15 protein-coding genes and 1 pseudogene are annotated in these 16,411 nt (G+C 70.3%); 7 read left to right on the plus strand and 9 right to left on the minus strand.

The genetic code is table 11. The features are described 5' to 3' along the window. Window positions 1-386: 386 nt before the first annotated feature. On the minus strand, window positions 387-1,130 hold the full coding sequence (locus MCBMB27_RS26820) for an SDR family oxidoreductase (protein ID WP_075381717.1): 744 nt from the start codon (window positions 1,128-1,130) through the stop codon (window positions 387-389). Between the two features lie 94 nt (window positions 1,131-1,224). On the opposite strand from MCBMB27_RS26820, the gene MCBMB27_RS26825 reads away from it, so the two are divergent. The 5 genes and pseudogenes from MCBMB27_RS26825 to MCBMB27_RS26840 all read left to right on the plus strand — a co-directional run bounded on the left by MCBMB27_RS26825 (window position 1,225) and on the right by MCBMB27_RS26840 (window position 4,932). Then, window positions 1,225-2,154: an AraC family transcriptional regulator gene (locus MCBMB27_RS26825; RefSeq protein WP_075381718.1), complete on the plus strand. Its 930-nt coding sequence runs from the start codon at window positions 1,225-1,227 to the stop codon at window positions 2,152-2,154. 311 nt (window positions 2,155-2,465) lie between these two features. Further along, entirely contained in the window at window positions 2,466-3,215 is a 750-nt protein-coding gene (locus tag MCBMB27_RS26830) for a glucose 1-dehydrogenase (protein ID WP_075381719.1), read from the plus strand. Window positions 3,216-3,226: 11 nt separating this feature from the next. Next, window positions 3,227-3,430 (plus strand): annotated as a pseudogene (locus tag MCBMB27_RS31055) (AraC family transcriptional regulator); the annotation flags it as partial. A 22-nt stretch (window positions 3,431-3,452) separates the two neighbouring features. Beyond that, window positions 3,453-4,229, plus strand: a complete 777-nt coding sequence (locus MCBMB27_RS30785; protein WP_210187516.1) for an AraC family transcriptional regulator — start codon at window positions 3,453-3,455, stop codon at window positions 4,227-4,229. A 10-nt stretch (window positions 4,230-4,239) separates the two neighbouring features. Next, the gene (locus tag MCBMB27_RS26840; protein WP_075381720.1) at window positions 4,240-4,932 is read left to right on the plus strand and encodes a Rossmann-fold NAD(P)-binding domain-containing protein; all 693 of its coding nucleotides are present in this window, start codon (window positions 4,240-4,242) and stop codon (window positions 4,930-4,932) included. A gap of 631 nt (window positions 4,933-5,563) precedes the next feature. Here MCBMB27_RS26840 and MCBMB27_RS26845 read toward each other — a convergent pair. The 7 genes from MCBMB27_RS26845 to MCBMB27_RS26875 all read right to left on the minus strand — a co-directional run bounded on the left by MCBMB27_RS26845 (window position 5,564) and on the right by MCBMB27_RS26875 (window position 12,995). Further along, window positions 5,564-5,986, minus strand: a complete 423-nt coding sequence (locus MCBMB27_RS26845) for a response regulator (RefSeq protein WP_075381721.1) — start codon at window positions 5,984-5,986, stop codon at window positions 5,564-5,566. A 137-nt stretch (window positions 5,987-6,123) separates the two neighbouring features. Beyond that, window positions 6,124-6,798, minus strand: coding sequence for a class I SAM-dependent methyltransferase (locus tag MCBMB27_RS26850; RefSeq protein ID WP_075381722.1), 675 nt, complete (start codon window positions 6,796-6,798; stop codon window positions 6,124-6,126). Then, entirely contained in the window at window positions 6,795-7,922 is a 1,128-nt protein-coding gene (locus MCBMB27_RS26855) for a glycosyltransferase (protein WP_075381723.1), read from the minus strand. The genes MCBMB27_RS26850 and MCBMB27_RS26855 overlap by 4 nt, the downstream gene beginning before the upstream one ends. Further along, window positions 7,919-8,860, minus strand: a complete 942-nt coding sequence (locus MCBMB27_RS26860; RefSeq protein ID WP_075381724.1) for a glycosyltransferase family 2 protein — start codon at window positions 8,858-8,860, stop codon at window positions 7,919-7,921. The genes MCBMB27_RS26855 and MCBMB27_RS26860 overlap by 4 nt, the downstream gene beginning before the upstream one ends. A 41-nt stretch (window positions 8,861-8,901) precedes the next feature. After that, window positions 8,902-10,047 carry a glycosyltransferase gene (locus MCBMB27_RS26865; RefSeq protein WP_043384605.1) on the minus strand — a complete coding sequence of 382 codons (1,146 nt, stop codon included), beginning with the start codon at window positions 10,045-10,047 and terminating at the stop codon, window positions 8,902-8,904. Window positions 10,048-10,069: 22 nt separating this feature from the next. Next, entirely contained in the window at window positions 10,070-10,954 is an 885-nt protein-coding gene (locus MCBMB27_RS26870) for a glycosyltransferase family 2 protein (RefSeq protein WP_075381725.1), read from the minus strand. After that, entirely contained in the window at window positions 10,944-12,995 is a 2,052-nt protein-coding gene (locus tag MCBMB27_RS26875) for an HAD-IIB family hydrolase (protein ID WP_075381726.1), read from the minus strand. Before MCBMB27_RS26875 ends, MCBMB27_RS26870 begins: the two co-directional genes overlap by 11 nt. Before the next feature lie 93 nt (window positions 12,996-13,088). On the opposite strand from MCBMB27_RS26875, the gene MCBMB27_RS26880 reads away from it, so the two are divergent. Together MCBMB27_RS26880 and MCBMB27_RS26885 are read left to right on the plus strand one after the other, a co-directional pair. Next, window positions 13,089-14,129 (plus strand): glycosyltransferase family 4 protein, encoded by a 1,041-nt coding sequence (locus tag MCBMB27_RS26880; RefSeq protein WP_075381727.1) that lies wholly within the window; start codon window positions 13,089-13,091, stop codon window positions 14,127-14,129. Next, entirely contained in the window at window positions 14,129-15,313 is a 1,185-nt protein-coding gene (locus MCBMB27_RS26885; RefSeq protein ID WP_075381728.1) for a glycosyltransferase family 4 protein, read from the plus strand. Before MCBMB27_RS26880 ends, MCBMB27_RS26885 begins: the two co-directional genes overlap by 1 nt. Window positions 15,314-15,350: 37 nt before the next feature. Here MCBMB27_RS26885 and MCBMB27_RS26890 read toward each other — a convergent pair whose 3' ends face one another. Continuing rightward, entirely contained in the window at window positions 15,351-16,334 is a 984-nt protein-coding gene (locus tag MCBMB27_RS26890; RefSeq protein ID WP_075381729.1) for a glycosyltransferase family protein, read from the minus strand. Window positions 16,335-16,411: the final 77 nt, after the last annotated feature.

Consider the following 16,411-nt stretch of genomic DNA (forward strand, 5'->3'; position numbering starts at 1 on the left):
GGATGCCGGCCCCCTTTCCCGTGGGGGGGCAGGAGGCGGTGTCAGGTTCGTTGACAGGGTTATTTGGAGTCACCTGCCTCCCAGGCCTCATCCAGATCGAGCTTTTCAAATCCGGGCGAGGACAAAGCCCAGCCGTGGTACTGGGCACGTTCGCCCACGTTGCCGCCCGACAGCTTTCGGCGGGTTCGCCTCCTCGACGGAATGACCGGATTGGATCGGGTAAGAGGCTGTCCCTTTTTCCAGCAAGCCCCCTCCAAAGCGGACCGGCCGCTTTCGGCCAGGTCCCGACTCGCTGGCATGGTCTTCTAAATGACCGGGGTGGGTGGATCTCGGCTCGTCCGCTTCCGCTCGAACATGGGGCGGAAGCGGACGTTCAAGGGGTCGGTTCAGGCCGCCGCCCAGGCGACCGCGTCAGCGCCCGCCGGCAGGCGCATCGGGCAGGCCGGGTCGGTCGCCGCGCGCCAGACCGCCTCGGCCACGTCCGAGGCCCGGGTCAGCTCTTCCGTCACCTGCTGGAAGTTCGCGAAGACCTGACCCGCCAGTTCGCCATAGGCCTCGGGCACATCCATCCCCATTCGGGTGCGGGCGTTGGTCCCGAACGCGGTCTCCGGCGATCGGCCGGGAATGACGAGATGGGCGCGCACCCCGAATGGCACGAGTTCGTGGGCGAGGGACTCGGTGAAGGCGTTCACCGCCGCCTTGCTCGCGGTATAGACCGCCAGCAGCGGCAGCGGCCGTAGGGTCACGCTCGACGTCACGTTGACGATCACCCCCGCGCCCCGTTCCCGGAACTGCGGCAGCACGGCCTGGGTCATGGCGATGGTGCCGAGGGTGTTCGTCTCGAACACCTCCCGGGCGGACTCCATCGACAGGCCTTCCAGGGCGTTCAGCAGCCCGACGCCCGCGTTGTTCACCAGGACATCGAGCGGCCCGGCCTCCGCGACCGTCCGGGCGATGCTGTCGGCGTCGGTCACGTCGAGCGGCAGGACGGCGAGGTGGTCGGACTCCGGGAGCAGGGCGGCCTGAGGCGTCCGCATCGTGGCGACGACCCGCCAGCCACGGTCGAGGAACAGGCGCGCCGTCTCCAGGCCGAAGCCGGATGAGCAGCCGGTGATGAGGATCGTGTTCATGGTGACCTCCCGTGTGACGCACTACGGGGTGATAGGAGTGCTTCGCCGGACGTGATACGGGCGCAAGTCCATATTTCATTGGCGAGCGTCGGAAATGGTCGATCCGCTCACCCAGGTGGTCGGGCTGCTTCAGCCCAGCGCCTCGTTCTCCAAGCTGGTCCTGGCCGGCGGCGCCTGGACCGTGCGCCGCGACGACCACGGCCAGCCGTTCTACGCCGCCGTGCTGGAGGGGGCGTGCCGCCTTGCGATCGACGGCGAGGCGGAGATCGTCCTCGCGGCCGGCGACTTCGTACTGATCCCCGCCGCCAGCGCCTTCGCCGCCTCCAGCCTCGTCGCGCCGTCGGCGGGACGGGCGCCACCGCCCGTCGAGGTTGGCCCCGGCGTGTTCCGGCTCGGTCCTGCCGAGGTGCCGCCCGACCTGCGCATGCTGGTGGGGCACTGCACCTTCGCCTCCGACGATACGGAGCTGCTGCTGTCGCTCCTGCCACGGTTCGTCCATGTGCGCGGCGTCGGACGACTGGCGATGCTGCTCGGCTTGGTGAACGAGGAGACGCGGGGCGACAGGCCCGGTCGCGAGGTGGTCCTGGCGCGGCTTCTGGAGGTGCTTCTGATCGAGGCGCTTCGGTCCACCACGGGTCCGACGGCGCCCTCAGGCCTCCTGCGCGGGCTTGCCGACGAGCGCGTGGCCGCCGCGTTGCGCCGGATGCACGAGCGACCGACCGTTCCCTGGACGGTCGCGGCCCTGGCCCGAGAGGCGGGACTGTCGCGCTCGACATTCTTCGAACGGTTTCGGCGCGAGGTCGGCGTCGCGCCGATGGCGTATCTCCTGGCGTGGCGCATCGCGCTGGCGAAGGATCTGCTCGGTCGCGAGGGAGCCGGCGTAGCGGAGGTGGCCGAGCGCGTGGGCTACGGGTCTGCCAGCACCTTCAGCACCGCCTTCGCCCGTCATGTCGGCAGACCGCCAATTCACTACGCCCGCGAGCAGCGCGCCCAACAACGTAGCCCTGCGCCTCTGCAAGTCTGAGAAGGGTGGTTTTGCGACGATCTGCTTTCGGATCACGATACGGATTAGCGGACATTCGGCGAGAGGCGATTTGCTCGAAAGGGGATCTGACCATTCCGAACGGCCGAACGGCCTTTGATGCTCGCCTTCCACGAAAGCCAGGCTGCGCCACGACGCTCCCCCACGGATCGCCGCATACCGAATGGCGGATATTGCAAGTCTATTGGCATGACGTGCTAGTTCAAAGACGATGCAAACCGTCGATGTGTCGGTCGGTCGCCCCGGGTTCTCCGGTGGCGGCATCCTTGGCTCAGACACGAACGGACCCTTCCATGGCCGACAAGATCGCACTCATCACCGGTGGAGCGACCGGCATCGGCAAGGCGACGGCGCTGATCCTGGCGCGGGGCGGCGTCAAGGTCGTGATCACCGGCCGTCGCGACGACCGCGGGCGCCAGGCCGTCCAGGAGATCGAGGCCGCCGGTGGCGAGGCCTTCTTCGTCAATTGCGACGTCGACAGCGAGGAGGCGGTCGGCCGGACCGTCGCGGACATCGTCGCGCGCTACGGCCGCCTGGACCTCGCGGTGAACAACGCCGGCATCTCGAACGAGAACAAGACCATCGGCGCCTCGAACACCGACGCGTTCAACGGCATGCTCCAGACCAACGTCCTCGGCCTGTACTTCTGCATGAAGCACGAGATCCACCAGATGGAGCGACAGGGCGGCGGCGCCATCGTGAACCTGGCGTCCATCGCCGGCCTGAACGGCATTCCCTGGGCCGGGACCTATGCCGCGACCAAGCATGCTGTGGTCGGCCTGACGAAGACCGGCGCCCTCGACTACGCGACCAAGAACATCCGCATCAACGCCGTCGCGCCAGGAGCCATCAAGACCGACCTGATCGAGAAGCAGATCGAGCTCGGGCAGTACGACGAGGCGATGATCTCCGGCATGCATCCGATGGGCCGGATGGGCCATCCCGAGGAGATCGCCAACGGCATCGTCTGGCTGCTCTCCGACGAGGCGTCTTTCGTCACCGGGCATGTCTTGAACATCGATGGCGGCTTCCAGGCTAAGTAGGGAAACCCGAGATGGCGTCGCGTCCCCCCGACCGGCTCAAGGTCGCTCCGGCCTTCTGGCAGGGGCTCGACGCCGTCGGGCTCACCCCGACGGCGGTGCTGCGCCATTCGCGGCTTCCGGCCAGCCTCGCCGCCGATGCCCGCGCGCAGGTCACCACGGCGCAATACTTCGCGCTGTGGCGGTCGCTGGAGGCGCTGTCGCCGGCCCCCGACGTCGGGATGAGGCTGATCGTCGGGATTGGAGCCCGGCACGCTGCCGCCGGCCTTCCTCGCCGCCTACTACGCCCGCGACCTCCGCGAGGCGCTGACGCGGGTCGCGCGATTCAAGGCCCTATGCTCGCCGGAGGAGATGATCCTGGAGGAGGACGGGGCGTCGGCCACGATCAGCCTGGCTTGGCCGTTCGCAGGCGAGGATGCCCCGGCGGCCCTCGTCGACGCTGCCTTCGCCTCGTTCGTGGAGCTCGGTCGCCGCGGCACGCTTCGGTTTATCCGCCCGCTCCACCTCGAACTCTCGGGCACGGGCCGCGACGTCTCCGGGCAGTCGGACTACCTCGGCTGTGCCGTGGTCCAGGGCGCGCGTCGGAACGCCCTGATCCTGCATCGCGCGGATCTCGACGCGGCGATGGTCTCCCACAATCCCGCGATGCTGGAGGTCATCGACCCGCATCTCGCGAGGCAACGGCAGGAACACCTGTCCAAGGTCTCGATCACCGACCAGGTGCGGTGGGCCCTGAAGCGTCTCTTGGCGGGCCAGTCCCCCGACGTCGGCGCGGTAGCGCAGGAACTGGGATTGACCGCCCGAACCCTTCAGCGGCGCATCACCGAGGAAGGCGGCAGCTTCCGACAAATCCTCGCCGACGTCCGGCGGGAACTGGTGCGTCAGTACCTCGCCGATCCCGCCCTCGACATGAACGAGGTCGCCTACCTGCTCGGCTACGACGACACAAACTCGTTCTACCGCGCCTTCCGGAACCTGGAGGGCACGACGCCGGCGCGCTGGCGCTCCCTCCACTAGGGTCGGCCCCATGAGAATCCTGCTGTTCGGCGCCACCGGCATGGTCGGTGCGGGCGTCCTGCGCGAATGCCTGCTCGCCTCCGACGTGACGGAGATCAGGGCGGTCGGACGCACCCCGACCGGACGCGCGCATCCCAAGCTGCACGAGACCGTCGTCCAGGACCTGTTCGATCCCGGACCGACGGCATGGCGGAAGATGACGGGATACGACGCCTGCTTCTTCTGCCTCGGGGTGACGTCCTCCGGCCTGACCGAGGCCGAGTACGTCCGGCTGACCCACGACCTGACGCTGGCCGTGGCGGAGAGGCTGGCCCTGCTCGATCCCGACATGACCTTCGTCTACGTGTCCGGGGCCGGCACTGATGGTGGCGGACGCGGGCGCAGCATGTGGGCGCGTGTCAAGGGACGCACCGAGAACGCGCTGCAGGCGCTGCCGTTCGCGGGGGCCTTCATGTTCCTGCCGGCCGTGATCCTGCCGATGCACGGCGAGCGTTCGAAGACCACGTCCTACCGGCTTCTCTACCGGCTGGCCGGCCCGGTGCTGCATCTGCTGCGCCGCATCGCCCCCGCGCACTTCCTGACGACGGAGGTGATCGGCCGGGCCATGCTCGCCGTCGCGCGCCGCGGCCGGGGCCGCGCGGTCCTGGAAGCGCCCGACATTTATCGGGCGGCCACGGCCGCCGTCCCATCGAACCACGGGTGATCCATAACAGACTCCGTCAGCGCGATTGCCATCCCGTCCTGGAAACGGATCGTGCCGGCGACGTTCGCCGTCCTTTCTCCGGCTTCAGCGGAAAGCGGAAGCGGTCTCGAATGATCCTCGCCAGCGGGACGATCTCCGAGCGATGGCAGGTCTCGTCGCCATCGGAGCAACCATGATGCTTTCGGCGCGCGAACCTACGACGAGCTTTGCTGCGACGTCTCCAGTGTTCGACCGGGATGCTTCAGTGCGGTGGTCCGGAATGATCGATGGCGGTGCAACCGAAGAATAACGGCTGTCAGCACTTTCTATTTAAGCCACCGGATATCTTTCCAATGAAGCATTATGGGCTGGACGAGGGTAAAGCGTTCCTCCGTCCGGTCGCGCTCACATTTCGCGTGTTTGATCGGCGGTACGAAGAACGTCCGCTTCGGAGAATGCGATTGAATGCCCGCTATGACGAACTTGGGTCGCTATCAGACTGTTCGCTCGGAGCGGTGTCCGGCCCGTCCGCTTCTGGACGGCGAATGCATCGAAGCAGACATCGCCGCTGGGTCCGTTTGGGGTGCTGACAGTCATTTCGCGTGCATGCTTGCGTAGCTGCGAGTGCTGACGGAAGATATGAACGCGCCTCTTAGGCGCGGTTCTTGTCGCGCAGGGGCTCGGGCTTCTGCTCGTCCGGCAGAACCTCGCGCAGGTGGTGATGCACGATGTCCACGCTGAACGGCTTTCCGATGAAGCGCGCTCCGTCCGGCAGATCGTTCGGTCCGGGCTTGGCCTGCCCCGACGCGACGACGATCGAGATGTGAGGATAGGCGCGCGCAACCATGCGAGCGAGGGCGAAGCCATCGTGTACGCCCGGCATCTGCACGTCGGTGAACAGCAGCACGATGCACGCGTGGTGTTCTTCGAGCACGAGCAACGCCTTATCACCGGATGAGGCCGCAAAGGTCGTAAACCCCGCTTCCTCCAGGATGTCGACCGCAGCCATGCGGACCATGCCGTCGTCGTCGACGACGAGAGCACAGGGCGCAGCGTTCGAGGAGACATGGGTCATCTCCCCTCAATGCCGCGTTTCATGGAAAGGTCCGGGTGGAAAGACGCCAAGTTCAGCCGCCTGTCATGAGCTGGACGCCCGAGATCGTCAGCGTGCCGACCAGATCCTCATCGCCGGCGCACAGGCGAAGCACTTGATTAGCCCTCATTCGGCTTGGTGAACTTGCACTTGCCCCGCAGTGACCACGGCCCCCGCGCCCCGACCTCGGCGCAGAACGCATCGACCGCCCGGGTCACACCCGGGAAGCGGCCGCCCAAACGGTCGTAATCGTCGGCGATCAGGAGGCCTCCAGGCCGCAGGACCGGCCACCAGGCGCGCAGGTCCGCCGCGACAGACGTCTCCTCGTGCCCGGCATCGAGATGTATGACGTCGGCGGTCACACCGCGCAGACGCAAGAGTTCCGCGGCATTCACCGAGTCGAGCGGCAACGGCACGATGTGGTCCGTCATGCCTTCGCGCACCACATTGGCCAGGAAGGTCCGGTAAAGGCTCGGATAGCCATGCTCGGTGGCGAGTTCCGCGAACAGCGCCTCGTCCGCCCAGTGATCGACGGCTCCGAGCCACGTATCGACCGCGATCACGGTGCCGGCGACCTCGTTCTCGGCCATGGTTCGCGCGAGGAAGAGGGCGCTGGCTCCCTTCCAGGTGCCGATCTCGATGACCACACGGGGCCGGAACTCGATCACCGCCTCCTCGAGGTAGGGGTGGATGCTGCGCCAGCCCTGCAGGTCGGCGGGGCGTAGGTCCGCCGGGGGATCCGCGAAGGGGTCGCGACCATGCCACAAGGCGGCGATCAGATCCTGTCGGGTCATGTCTCGGCTTTCACACGGACGCTGTGGCTAAGGCGCGGGAGGAGCAGGCGTTTGGCGGCCGCGGGGTCAGTCCCGGCGCGGGCCTGCGCGTAGAGCACCTCGCATCGGTCGAGCCAGCATGCGCGGGTGAACAGGCGCAGGACACGCGCGCGCGGGATCGGCCGCGGGATCACGAGCGCCGCGCCGATGGCACGGGCAAGACCCGCCTGGTCCCCTGGTGCCGCGAGGGATCCGGCTTCGCCGACGACCTCCGAAACGGCGCCCCGGGCGAAGCCGGCGACCGGCAGGCCGCAGGCCATCGCCTCGATCGCCGCCAGCCCGAACGGCTCGTCCCAGCACGGTGTGGCCAGGAACACGGAGGCGCGGCCGACCTCCGCGGCCAGGGCCGTCCCGCTGAGCTGGCCGCCGTAGCGGATCGAGCCGCCGAGCAACGGCGCGACCTGGGCCGCCCAGTAATCCGGCTCCTCGATCGGACCGAACAGGGTCAGGGGCAGGCCAGCTTGGCGCGCCGCCCCGATCGCGTGCTGCGCGCCCTTGTCGGGCGTGATCCGCGCGCACCAGACGGCGCTGCCGTCGCCGTCCGGACGATACGGCCAGGCGGCGGGATCGATGCCGTTGTGAAGCACCGAGGCCTCCGGGGGCGCCCCGTCCGGCCACCACGCGTCGAGATGCGCCCGGGAGGGCGCGGTGATCCGGTGTCCCGGGGCGGGGCTCGCCTGCACGAACCAGCGCAGGGCGTCGTAGGGCGGTACGTGCAGCGACGTGACGGTGGGCGTCGCGGCGGTGCGCCGTTTCTCCAGGGGCAGACGGCTCAGGCTGTTGTTGTGGAGCACATCGAAGCCCCCGGCAGCGATCCGGTCGCAGGCGGAAGCGTAGCCGTCGTCGAGATGAGCCTTCAGGCCCGCATCGCCCCGGTGCTCCAGGCCGGCATGGCTCCGCTCGTGATGGACCGGGATCACAGGATCCAGCGCAAAGCGCGCGTCGCTGTCGCCGGATGCGAACAGGGCGACACTGTGGCCCCGGGCGGCGAGACCGTCCGCGAGGCTCCACGTATAGGCTTCGAGGCCCCCCGCGAAGGGCGGGGCGATCGGATGGCGGAGATGGGCAAGGAGCGCGATCCTCACGCCGTCACCGGCGCCGGCGATTTCGCGGCGGCCCCGGCATCCGTCCGGGCCTCGATGGCGCGGATCACCGACGCAGAGTTGGTGTAGGGCTGGTGGCCCAGCTGACCAGTCAGCGCGAGGTCGGCGGCGTCGGGCCGGCGCAGGATGCGGATCGGCCGGCCGGGCGTGTCGTCGATCAGGCCCATCACTTTGAAGGCGTAGAGCCAGTGGCCCATGGTGCGGTAGCCCCACTTGGCCTCGAACAATTCGGCGTTGCGCACCACACTCTCGAGGTGATGGACCGGCGGCATGTGGTGCGGGTGGTACTGGTGATAGGCGCGCGCGCCCTTGATCCAGGCGATCGGGATGCCGCTTCGGTCGAGGAGCTTGCCGAAGTCGGTGTCCTCGCCGCCGTAGCCGGTGTAGCGCTCGTCGAAGCCGCCGGTCGCCAGGAAGGTCGCCCGCCGGATCGCGAAGTTGAGCGACCAGAAGCAGCGGTAATCGTTGCAGATCTCGATGCCGGAGGCCGGGGGCCCGCGGCGGTCGGAATGCCGCTCCGCCACGGCATCGAGGCCGGCATAGTCCCAGGTCCCCAGCGTGGCGCGCTCGGGCAGATGCAGCACCTCGCCCATCAGCAGCCCGTCGAGTTCGGAGAGCCCCCGCGCGTAGTCGGCGATGAGGTCGGGCGCCGGGATGCAATCGACGTCGAGGAAGACCACGGCGTCGCTGTCGACCGCCGCCACGCCGCGGTTGCGCGCCGCCGCCAGCGGCAACTCGCGGCCCCGCACCGGAATCTGATGCACCGGGAAGCCGACCTCGGGCAGGTCGTAGGGCGTCTCCTGCATCACCGCGACGATGAAGGCGGCGGGGGGCTGCGTCTGGCGCTCCAGGCCGCGGAGCACGTTGCGCAGATGCGCCGGCCGGCCCTTCGCGAGGGTCACCACGGAGACGGTGGACATAAGGCGATCGGGCTCCGGTTGGGTTGGGGAGACGGCTGCGGTCACTCGGCGGCGATGCCTGGAAGCGGGACGGTTTCGGCGCCGGCCGGTCCGCAATCCCAGAGCGCGTCGGTCAGCCCTTCGAGCCAGCCGGCGGCGCGGGCAGCGGCGTCGGGGGCGTAGAGGCTCCGCAGGGGAGCCCCGTCGAGGGCGCGGGCGCGGGCGAGGAGGTCCCGCCAGCCCCGGAGATCACCCGGCCAGGCGGGCGCCTGCACGGCAGCGCCGAGCCGGACCAGGGCCTCGGCCTTGCGGGTCTGCTCGGCGAAGTAGCGCCATTCCGGCATCACGATCAGGCGACCGCCGACCCGGGCGATCTCGTGGACCGTGTTGTCGCCCGCCGAGGCGATCACGATGTCGGCGGCGGCAAGGTAGTCGGTGACCGAGGACACCCAGCCGAGTTCGCGCAGATTCGAAAAGTCGGTCTCGTGGCCCTCGCGGTGGGTCGGCCCGAGGGTGAGCCACAGGGCGTCGGGTTCGGCACGGGCCGCGACCGTGAGGGGCGCGTAGGGCGTGCCGCTGCCGCCGCCGCCGGTCACCGCCACGACGATCTCCCGTGCAGGATCGAGGCCGAGCTTGGCGCGGGCCTCCGCACGCTCCGGCACCCGATCGACGCTGGTGCACAGGCCGCCGCTGTAGAAGGTCTTGGCGCGCAGGTGTGCCGGATAATCGTCTTGCTCCAAGCGCTCGTCGAAGGGGGCGAGCATTCCGACGCAGGCCTCGTAGGCGCCGACATGGCCGATATCGGACCGGTCGCCGTGCATGCGGATCTGCACCGCCGGCACGCTGGCGATGCGCGCGAGCAGCGCGATCTCCGCCGAGACATCGACCACGAACAGGCCGATTCCACGCTCGTCGAGATGGTCGAGGATCGACCGCATGGTCCGGCGCATCGCGTCGAGACCCAGGGGAACGCAGTGCATCACCTGGGGCGTCGGCTCGGCGTAGAGGCGCGCCGTCGGCACGGCGGCGCCGATCATGTTGGGCAGCGCCACGATCTCGATGTCGCGGCCGAACCCGTCGAACAGGCGTGGATCGGCGGTCAGCACCGAGACGGCCCGGTCACGAGCAAACTCGGCGGCCACCGCCATCGTGCGGTTGGCGTGGCCGCGGCCCTGATGATGAACGAAGAACGCGATCGGCTTCTTCATGGCGGTGGGTTCGGGCTCGCTCTCAAGAAAACAGGGCGTCGGGCCGCCGGGCCGCGGCGATCTCGGGTTCGGTCGGCGGGCGGATCAGGCGGATCGCGGGGGCGGCGACGTCCCAGTCGATCAGCCCCGCCGCGCGGAACTGGTCGAGCCAGTAGGTCATGCACCAGCGCCCGTGCCGCGCCCGGAAACGCGCCGCGTTGGCGAGGATCGACGCGAAATGCTGCAGCGGCGGCACGTGGACCGGATGGTGCTGGTGATAGGCGCGAGCCCCCGCGACCCAGAAGACCGGCAGCCCGGCGGCGGCAAGCCGGGCGGCGAGGTCCGTCTCCTCACCGCCGTAGCCCACGAAGGCCTCGTCCATGCCGCCGGCCGTGCGCCAAACCGCGGCCGGTAGGGCGAAGGACAGGCCCCAGAGCTGGCCTGCATCGGGTTCCGGCCGCAGGCCGTTTTCGGGCAAGGCGGGCCGGGCCGGATGGGCTCGGCCGAGGCGGTCGAGTACCGCCGGCTTGCAATCGCCGGTGCCCGCCCCCGGCGGAAGGTAGAGGACCTCGCCGAGCAACAGCCCCTGCGCCGTAGCGCCGGCCCGCGCATAGGCTTCCGTCAAAGTCGGCGACGGGATGCAATCCACGTCGAGGAAGACGAGGAGTTCAGCGCACGCTGCCTCGGCGGCCCGGTTGCGCGCGGCGGCCAGCGGCATCGGCTCGCCCGGCACGTGGAGGTGCCGGATCGGGCAGCCGGGATCGGGCAGGTCCGGCGCACGCTCCGACTGCATCCAGGCGATCACCAGCTCTCGCGGGGCCAGCGTCTGGCGGGCGAGACCCTGCATCAGGTTACGGAGCCGGTCGGCCCGGCCGCGGACCAGGGTCAGGACGCTGGGAGCCGGCCCCCCCGCGTGCTCAGCCGGCATCGGCGAGCATCCGGCGGAAGTGCGAGACCCCTTCAATGATGCCCCGGGCGTGGGTCCGACGGGACACGTAGGAGTGCTTCAGGGCGGCATGGCTTGCGAGGTCGTCGGAATAGTTCGCCACGATGATCGCCTGCACGCGGGCGCCGAGCATCTCGATGTCGTTGCCGGAATCGCCGGCCACGAACACGGCGTGCTCCGGCAGGTCGTACAGGGCCCGGACGTGGTCCACGGCAGTGCCCTTCGAGGCGGCCTCGGGCAGGACGTCGAGATACCGTCCATGACTGTGAATCACACGCGCGGCGATACCGGCCTCTGCCAGACGCGCGCGGACGCGCCGTTCGGTCTCGGTGTCACCGAAATAGCTCAGCTTCAGGGCCCGCTGCTCCAGAGGACCCTGCGGGCTCAGCCCATCAAGCCTGTCGAGCGCTGCCTGCACGGCGGGCCGATCCCAGCCGGGCTCTATGATCCGGCGCCACGCGGCGTCTGCCGTGTATGTCACGCCGTTGGCGTCGAGGTGGTAAATTTCGGATCCCACCGAGGTGATCATTACCTGAGGCCGGGGGCTGTCCTGTTGCTCCAGCACGGCCATCGCGCTGTGGAAGGACCGGCCGGTTGCGACGCCGAAGGCGAGCCCCGCCTGCCGGCTGCGCCACCGGCGGAAGATTCCCATCGCCGCATCGCAGCCGACCAGCGTGTTATCGATGTCGCAGACGAGCAGCTGCCGGGGTGTCTGGGTGGGCGGCTCCGGGGACAGCAGCGCGCGCAGCAGGACGTGATAGCGGGCGGCGTGCCGGTCCCAGTCGTAGGCTGCAGCCGCCCGGGCGCCGCCAGCCACGCAGCGTGCGTAGAGGACCGGATCGCCCAGGATCCGCAGGCACGCTTCCGCGATCGCCCCGTGGGTGCGTGGATCGACCAAGAGCCCGTTGCCGCAGGTCTCGACGATGTCGTTGGGGCCGCCGCTGTCGGTGGCGACCAGCGGCAGGCCGGCGGCAGAGGCCTCGAGTAGCGTCAGGCCGAAGGGCTCGTTGAGGGCCGGGTTGACGAACAGGCCGCCGCGCGTCCGAGCATGGGCGTAGATCGCCGGAACGTCCTCCGGACGGTGCGTCTTCGGGTAGGCGACGCGCCCGTAGAGATCGTAGCGATCGATCAGGACGAGGAGGTCGCGCATGGTCGCGGCCATGTCGCCGTCGAGGGTATCGATGTCGTCACGGGTCCCGGCGATGATCACGAGGTTGGCGTGGGCCTGGAGCGCACGACTCTTGCCGTAGGCACGCACCAGCGCAGCGAGGTTCTTGCGCGCCACCGGCCGGGCGAGCGCCAGGATTGCCGGCCTGTCCGGATCGTCGAGGAAGCGGTCGATCGCCGCGTCGACCCGGGGATGGGTCTGGGCCGCGGCGAAGCGGGCGAGGTCGCTGCCTGGAGGCAGGACGCGGACGCGTCCGGGATCGTAGGCCGCATAGCCGGCGTACTGCACCTCCGCCTCGTCCCGCGAGGAGGCGATCACGAGCTGGGCTCGCGCCACAGCCTCCTCCTCGGCGGCGATCCGGCGGGCGAGATCAGGCCGGACGGGGGCCGTGCCCAGCATCGTTGCCTTCACGCGTCCGAGGGAATGGGCCGTGAAGACGAAGGGGATGCCCAGGCGATCTTCCACCAGGGCCGCCACCGTCGCCGCGTCCGCGTAATGCGCGTGAATGAGATCCGGCGCCCGGGCCTGGGCGGCGATCCAGGTGATGAGGTTTTCGGCGAAGGACGCGACCTCGGCGTGCATCGCCTCCTTGGCGCGGTAGTCCGGGGACGCGCTCGCGAGCCGCACGAGCGTGACCTTGTCGGCGATCGGCTCTTCGGGCACGGCGTAGGCGGCCCCGAGGGAGCCGCGAAACAGACGGGTCGCCACCACGATCCGCGTGAGATCGCGGTCCTGCACCGAGGCCGAGACCAGATCGAGCAGGTAGCGGATATGGCCGCCCGTGTCGGCGGTGAGCCCGTAGACGACGCCGTCGCCGCGCAGGCAGCCCTGCAGGGCGATATGCAGGACAAACATCAGGCGTGCGCTGCGGCTCTCGCGCGCCGCAGAACGCTTAACTTATGTAAAGCGAACGCCGCGCCCCGGCTTAACATATGTAAAGAGGTTGCCGTGCTTCGCGTCGCGCAGGTCGCTCCGAACATTTTTCCCGTTCCCCCAGACCATCACGGCGGCACCGAGCGGGTTGTGCACGATCTCAGCACGGCGCTACGAAGCTTGGGTGTGGAACTAACATTATTCGCCCCCTCGGACAGTGCGACAGACTTACCGCGCGTCGGCAATTACCCGAGTCTCGCGGCGCTGGAACGGCAGTATGGGCGCGTCGCACCCGGGGTGCCCGCCGTCCTGGAGGCTCTGCAGCTGGAGGACCTGCGGCAGCGGCTCGACGATTTCGACATCGTCCATTGCCACGGCGAATTCGCCCACGCGGCGCTGCTGGGCGCGCGGCGCCGACGCAGCCTGACCACCATCCACTGGCGGGTCGACGAGCTCGACCGGGCCTTGTTCTTCCAGGGTTTCCCCGACCTGCCCGTCGCGGCGATCTCGGCCGCGCAGGCGACCGGCATCCCGGCCGTGAACCTGGCCGGCATCGTCCATCATGGCATTGACCGGGCGCGCTATGCCTTCCGCGCCGCGCCGGACGACCATGTCGCCTTCGTGGGTCGCATGACCGACCAGAAGCGGCCCGACGTGGCGATCCGGGTCGCCCGCGTTGCCGGTCTGCCGATCCGGCTCGGCGGCACGATCGATGTCGGCAACCCGGACTATTTCGACCGCTGCGTGCGTCCCCTGCTGAGCGTCGACGCGACCTATCTCGGGCCCGTCGACGATACCCGGAAGGGCGAGCTCCTGGGCGGCGCCCGGGCGCTCCTGTTCCCGATCGACTGGCCCGAGCCCTTCGGCCTCGTGATGATCGAGGCGATGGCCTGCGGCACTCCGGTGGTCGCCTGGAACCGCGGCTCGGTTCCCGAGATCGTCGAGGACGGGGTGACGGGCTTCATCGTCTCCAGCGAAGCCGAGGCGGTCGCGGCCCTCGCCCGGATCGGGCAGCTCGACCGCGCCGCGATCCGCCGCCGGTTCGAGGAGCGCTTCACCGCCGAACGCATGGCCCGGGATTACCTCGCCCTCTACCACCGCCTGCGCGCCGCCTGATGCGCACCGCCTTCCTGGCCTGGGACTACCCGCCATCGCCGAGCGGGCTCTCCACCGCGGCCCGAGAGATCGCCGAGAGCCTTGCGCAGGCGGGCGCGGAGGTGACGGTGTTCACCCTCGACCGGACCGGACACGAACGGATCGGCGGCGTCACCGTGTCGGGGCTCGCCCTGGCGCCTGGCAGCTCCCTCGCGCGCCTGCGCCTCTGGGGCTCCGCCGGCCATCTCGCCGCCCCGCTCGCCTTCCGGCGTGCCGTGCTCGAGGCGCATCGCCAAGGGCCCTTCGCCGTGATCGAGGCGACCAATTGGTATGCGCCGGCTGCCCTGCTCGCCGGCCGGCGGGATCTGCCGCTGGTGACCCGCAGCTCCACGCCGGCCGCCTTCACCCGCGACCCGGCCGGCAGCCTGCGGAACCGCCTCGACGGCTGGACGGCTGACCGCCTGGAGCGTCGGCAGGCTCAGGCGAGCGCTGGGCTCATCGCAAACACCGCGACGCACGCGGGGGTGATCACCCGTTGCTACGGGCTGACCGGGCGGCAGCCCGAGGCGGTGATCGGTCTCAGCCTGCCCCCCGAGGTCGCCGAGGCCGCGAGTGGCGCCCCCTATCCGGAGGCGGCGGAACCGATCCGCCTGCTCTTCGTCGGGCGGGCGGAGGCGCGGAAGGGGTTCGATGCCCTTCTCGGCGCGGTCGCGATCCTCGGCACCGAGTGGGCGAGGGGCGCTCTGCCCGCCTTCCGGCTCGACCTCGTTGGCGTGCCGCCGGACGATCTTCCGGCCGATCTGCCCGATGTGGCGCGGCCGCACATCCAGGCCCGGGGCCGGATCGACGGCCGGGCGCTGTCGGCGGCCTACGCCGAGTCTCACGCGGTGCTGGCGCCCTCGCGCTACGAGAGTTTCGGCCTCGTCTACCAGGAGGCGCTCGCCTACGGCCGGCCGGTCGTGGCCTGCGCCGAGGATGCGAGCGCCCGCGCCTTCGTCGGCGTGCCCGGCGCCGGCCCCCTGGCCGCGGCCGCGACCGGGCCGGCCCTCGCCGACGCCCTGCGTCCGCTCCTCACCGATCCGGACCTGCGCCGCGCCTATCGCGCCCGCGCCCTGGCGGCGGCCGGGCGCTTCAGCCGGGCGAGCCTCGGGCGCGAGACCCTGGCGCTCTACGAACGGGCGATCACGGCGGCGCGGGGCGGCTGATCGTGCAGCCGCAGCAGATCCGGTCCGCTCCGACCCGTCAGTCTGCGTAGGGGCGCAGCAACGCGGCCTCTTCCTCCGGACGTCCGCGCCCGGGATCGAGCGCCTCGTAGCGCCGCGACCGTGCCCGGACATGGGCCGCGCTCAGGCGATGCTCGATGCCGCCGTGCAGGGCGATGAGGCTCCCGGGCCAGCCGCGGTCGAGAACCGGGCGCTCATGGACGCGGCCGGCGTAGACCAGATGGGTGCGGTTCAACCGATACTGGACATCCGGGAACACGTCCGAGAGGACGCCGTCGACCCGGTTCGCCCGGGCGAGGCCGATCGAGACGACGGCCTCCGCCTCGGCCAGGGCCGCCAGGGCGGGCAGCAAGCGGCCGGTCGCCGGGCCGAGCGCCTCGTCGGCGTCGAGCTGCAGCATCCAGCCGTGGCGGGCGAGGCCCTGGAGGGCATTGCGCTGCGCGGCGAAATCCCCGTCCAGGGGGCGGCCGGCCACGCGCACCGCCCCCGCGGCGAAGCCCGCGACCTGGACCGGCTCCGCCGCCCGCGCCGGCCCGTCGATCAGGATCGCGACGTCGTCCGTCCAGCCAGCCTGCGCCGGCAGCGAGGCCAGGACCGCGTCCCGGTCCGCCGGACGGCAGAGGAGGCCGAGGGACACCGGGCGCCCGTCGGCGGCTTCGAGGGCGAACAGCTCAGCGTCGGCCGCCCGGGTACCGTGGGGGTGTCGGAGTTCCGCGCGGCCGGCTGCGTCGCGGGGACGGACGCCGAGCCGCCAACGGGTCGCGGCGCTACGCAGGGTATAGAGGTCGAGGCCGTAGGGCGCCTCCGGGTCGGGCGCGAAGACGGGACCGGCGAGGCTTCGGGCCAGATGCGCGCGGCAGGCCTCCGGGGCCGCGCCGTGCGCGAGCAGGACCCCGCAGGCGTTGCAGGCCAGCGGGAAGGCGCGGCGCGCGCCGCCCGGATAGGACAGGGTCCGGTCGCTCGGCCCGATCATGGCGGCGGCACAGACGAAACACCGGCGCATGATCCCATCTCCCACGCCCGCGATCCAGCAGAGGGGCCTGGATGCGTCGGGCCCGCGCCTTACCTCCGCGGTTCCCA

The organism is Methylobacterium phyllosphaerae (assembly GCF_001936175.1).
GTDB classification, from domain to species: Bacteria; Pseudomonadota; Alphaproteobacteria; order Rhizobiales; family Beijerinckiaceae; genus Methylobacterium; species Methylobacterium fujisawaense.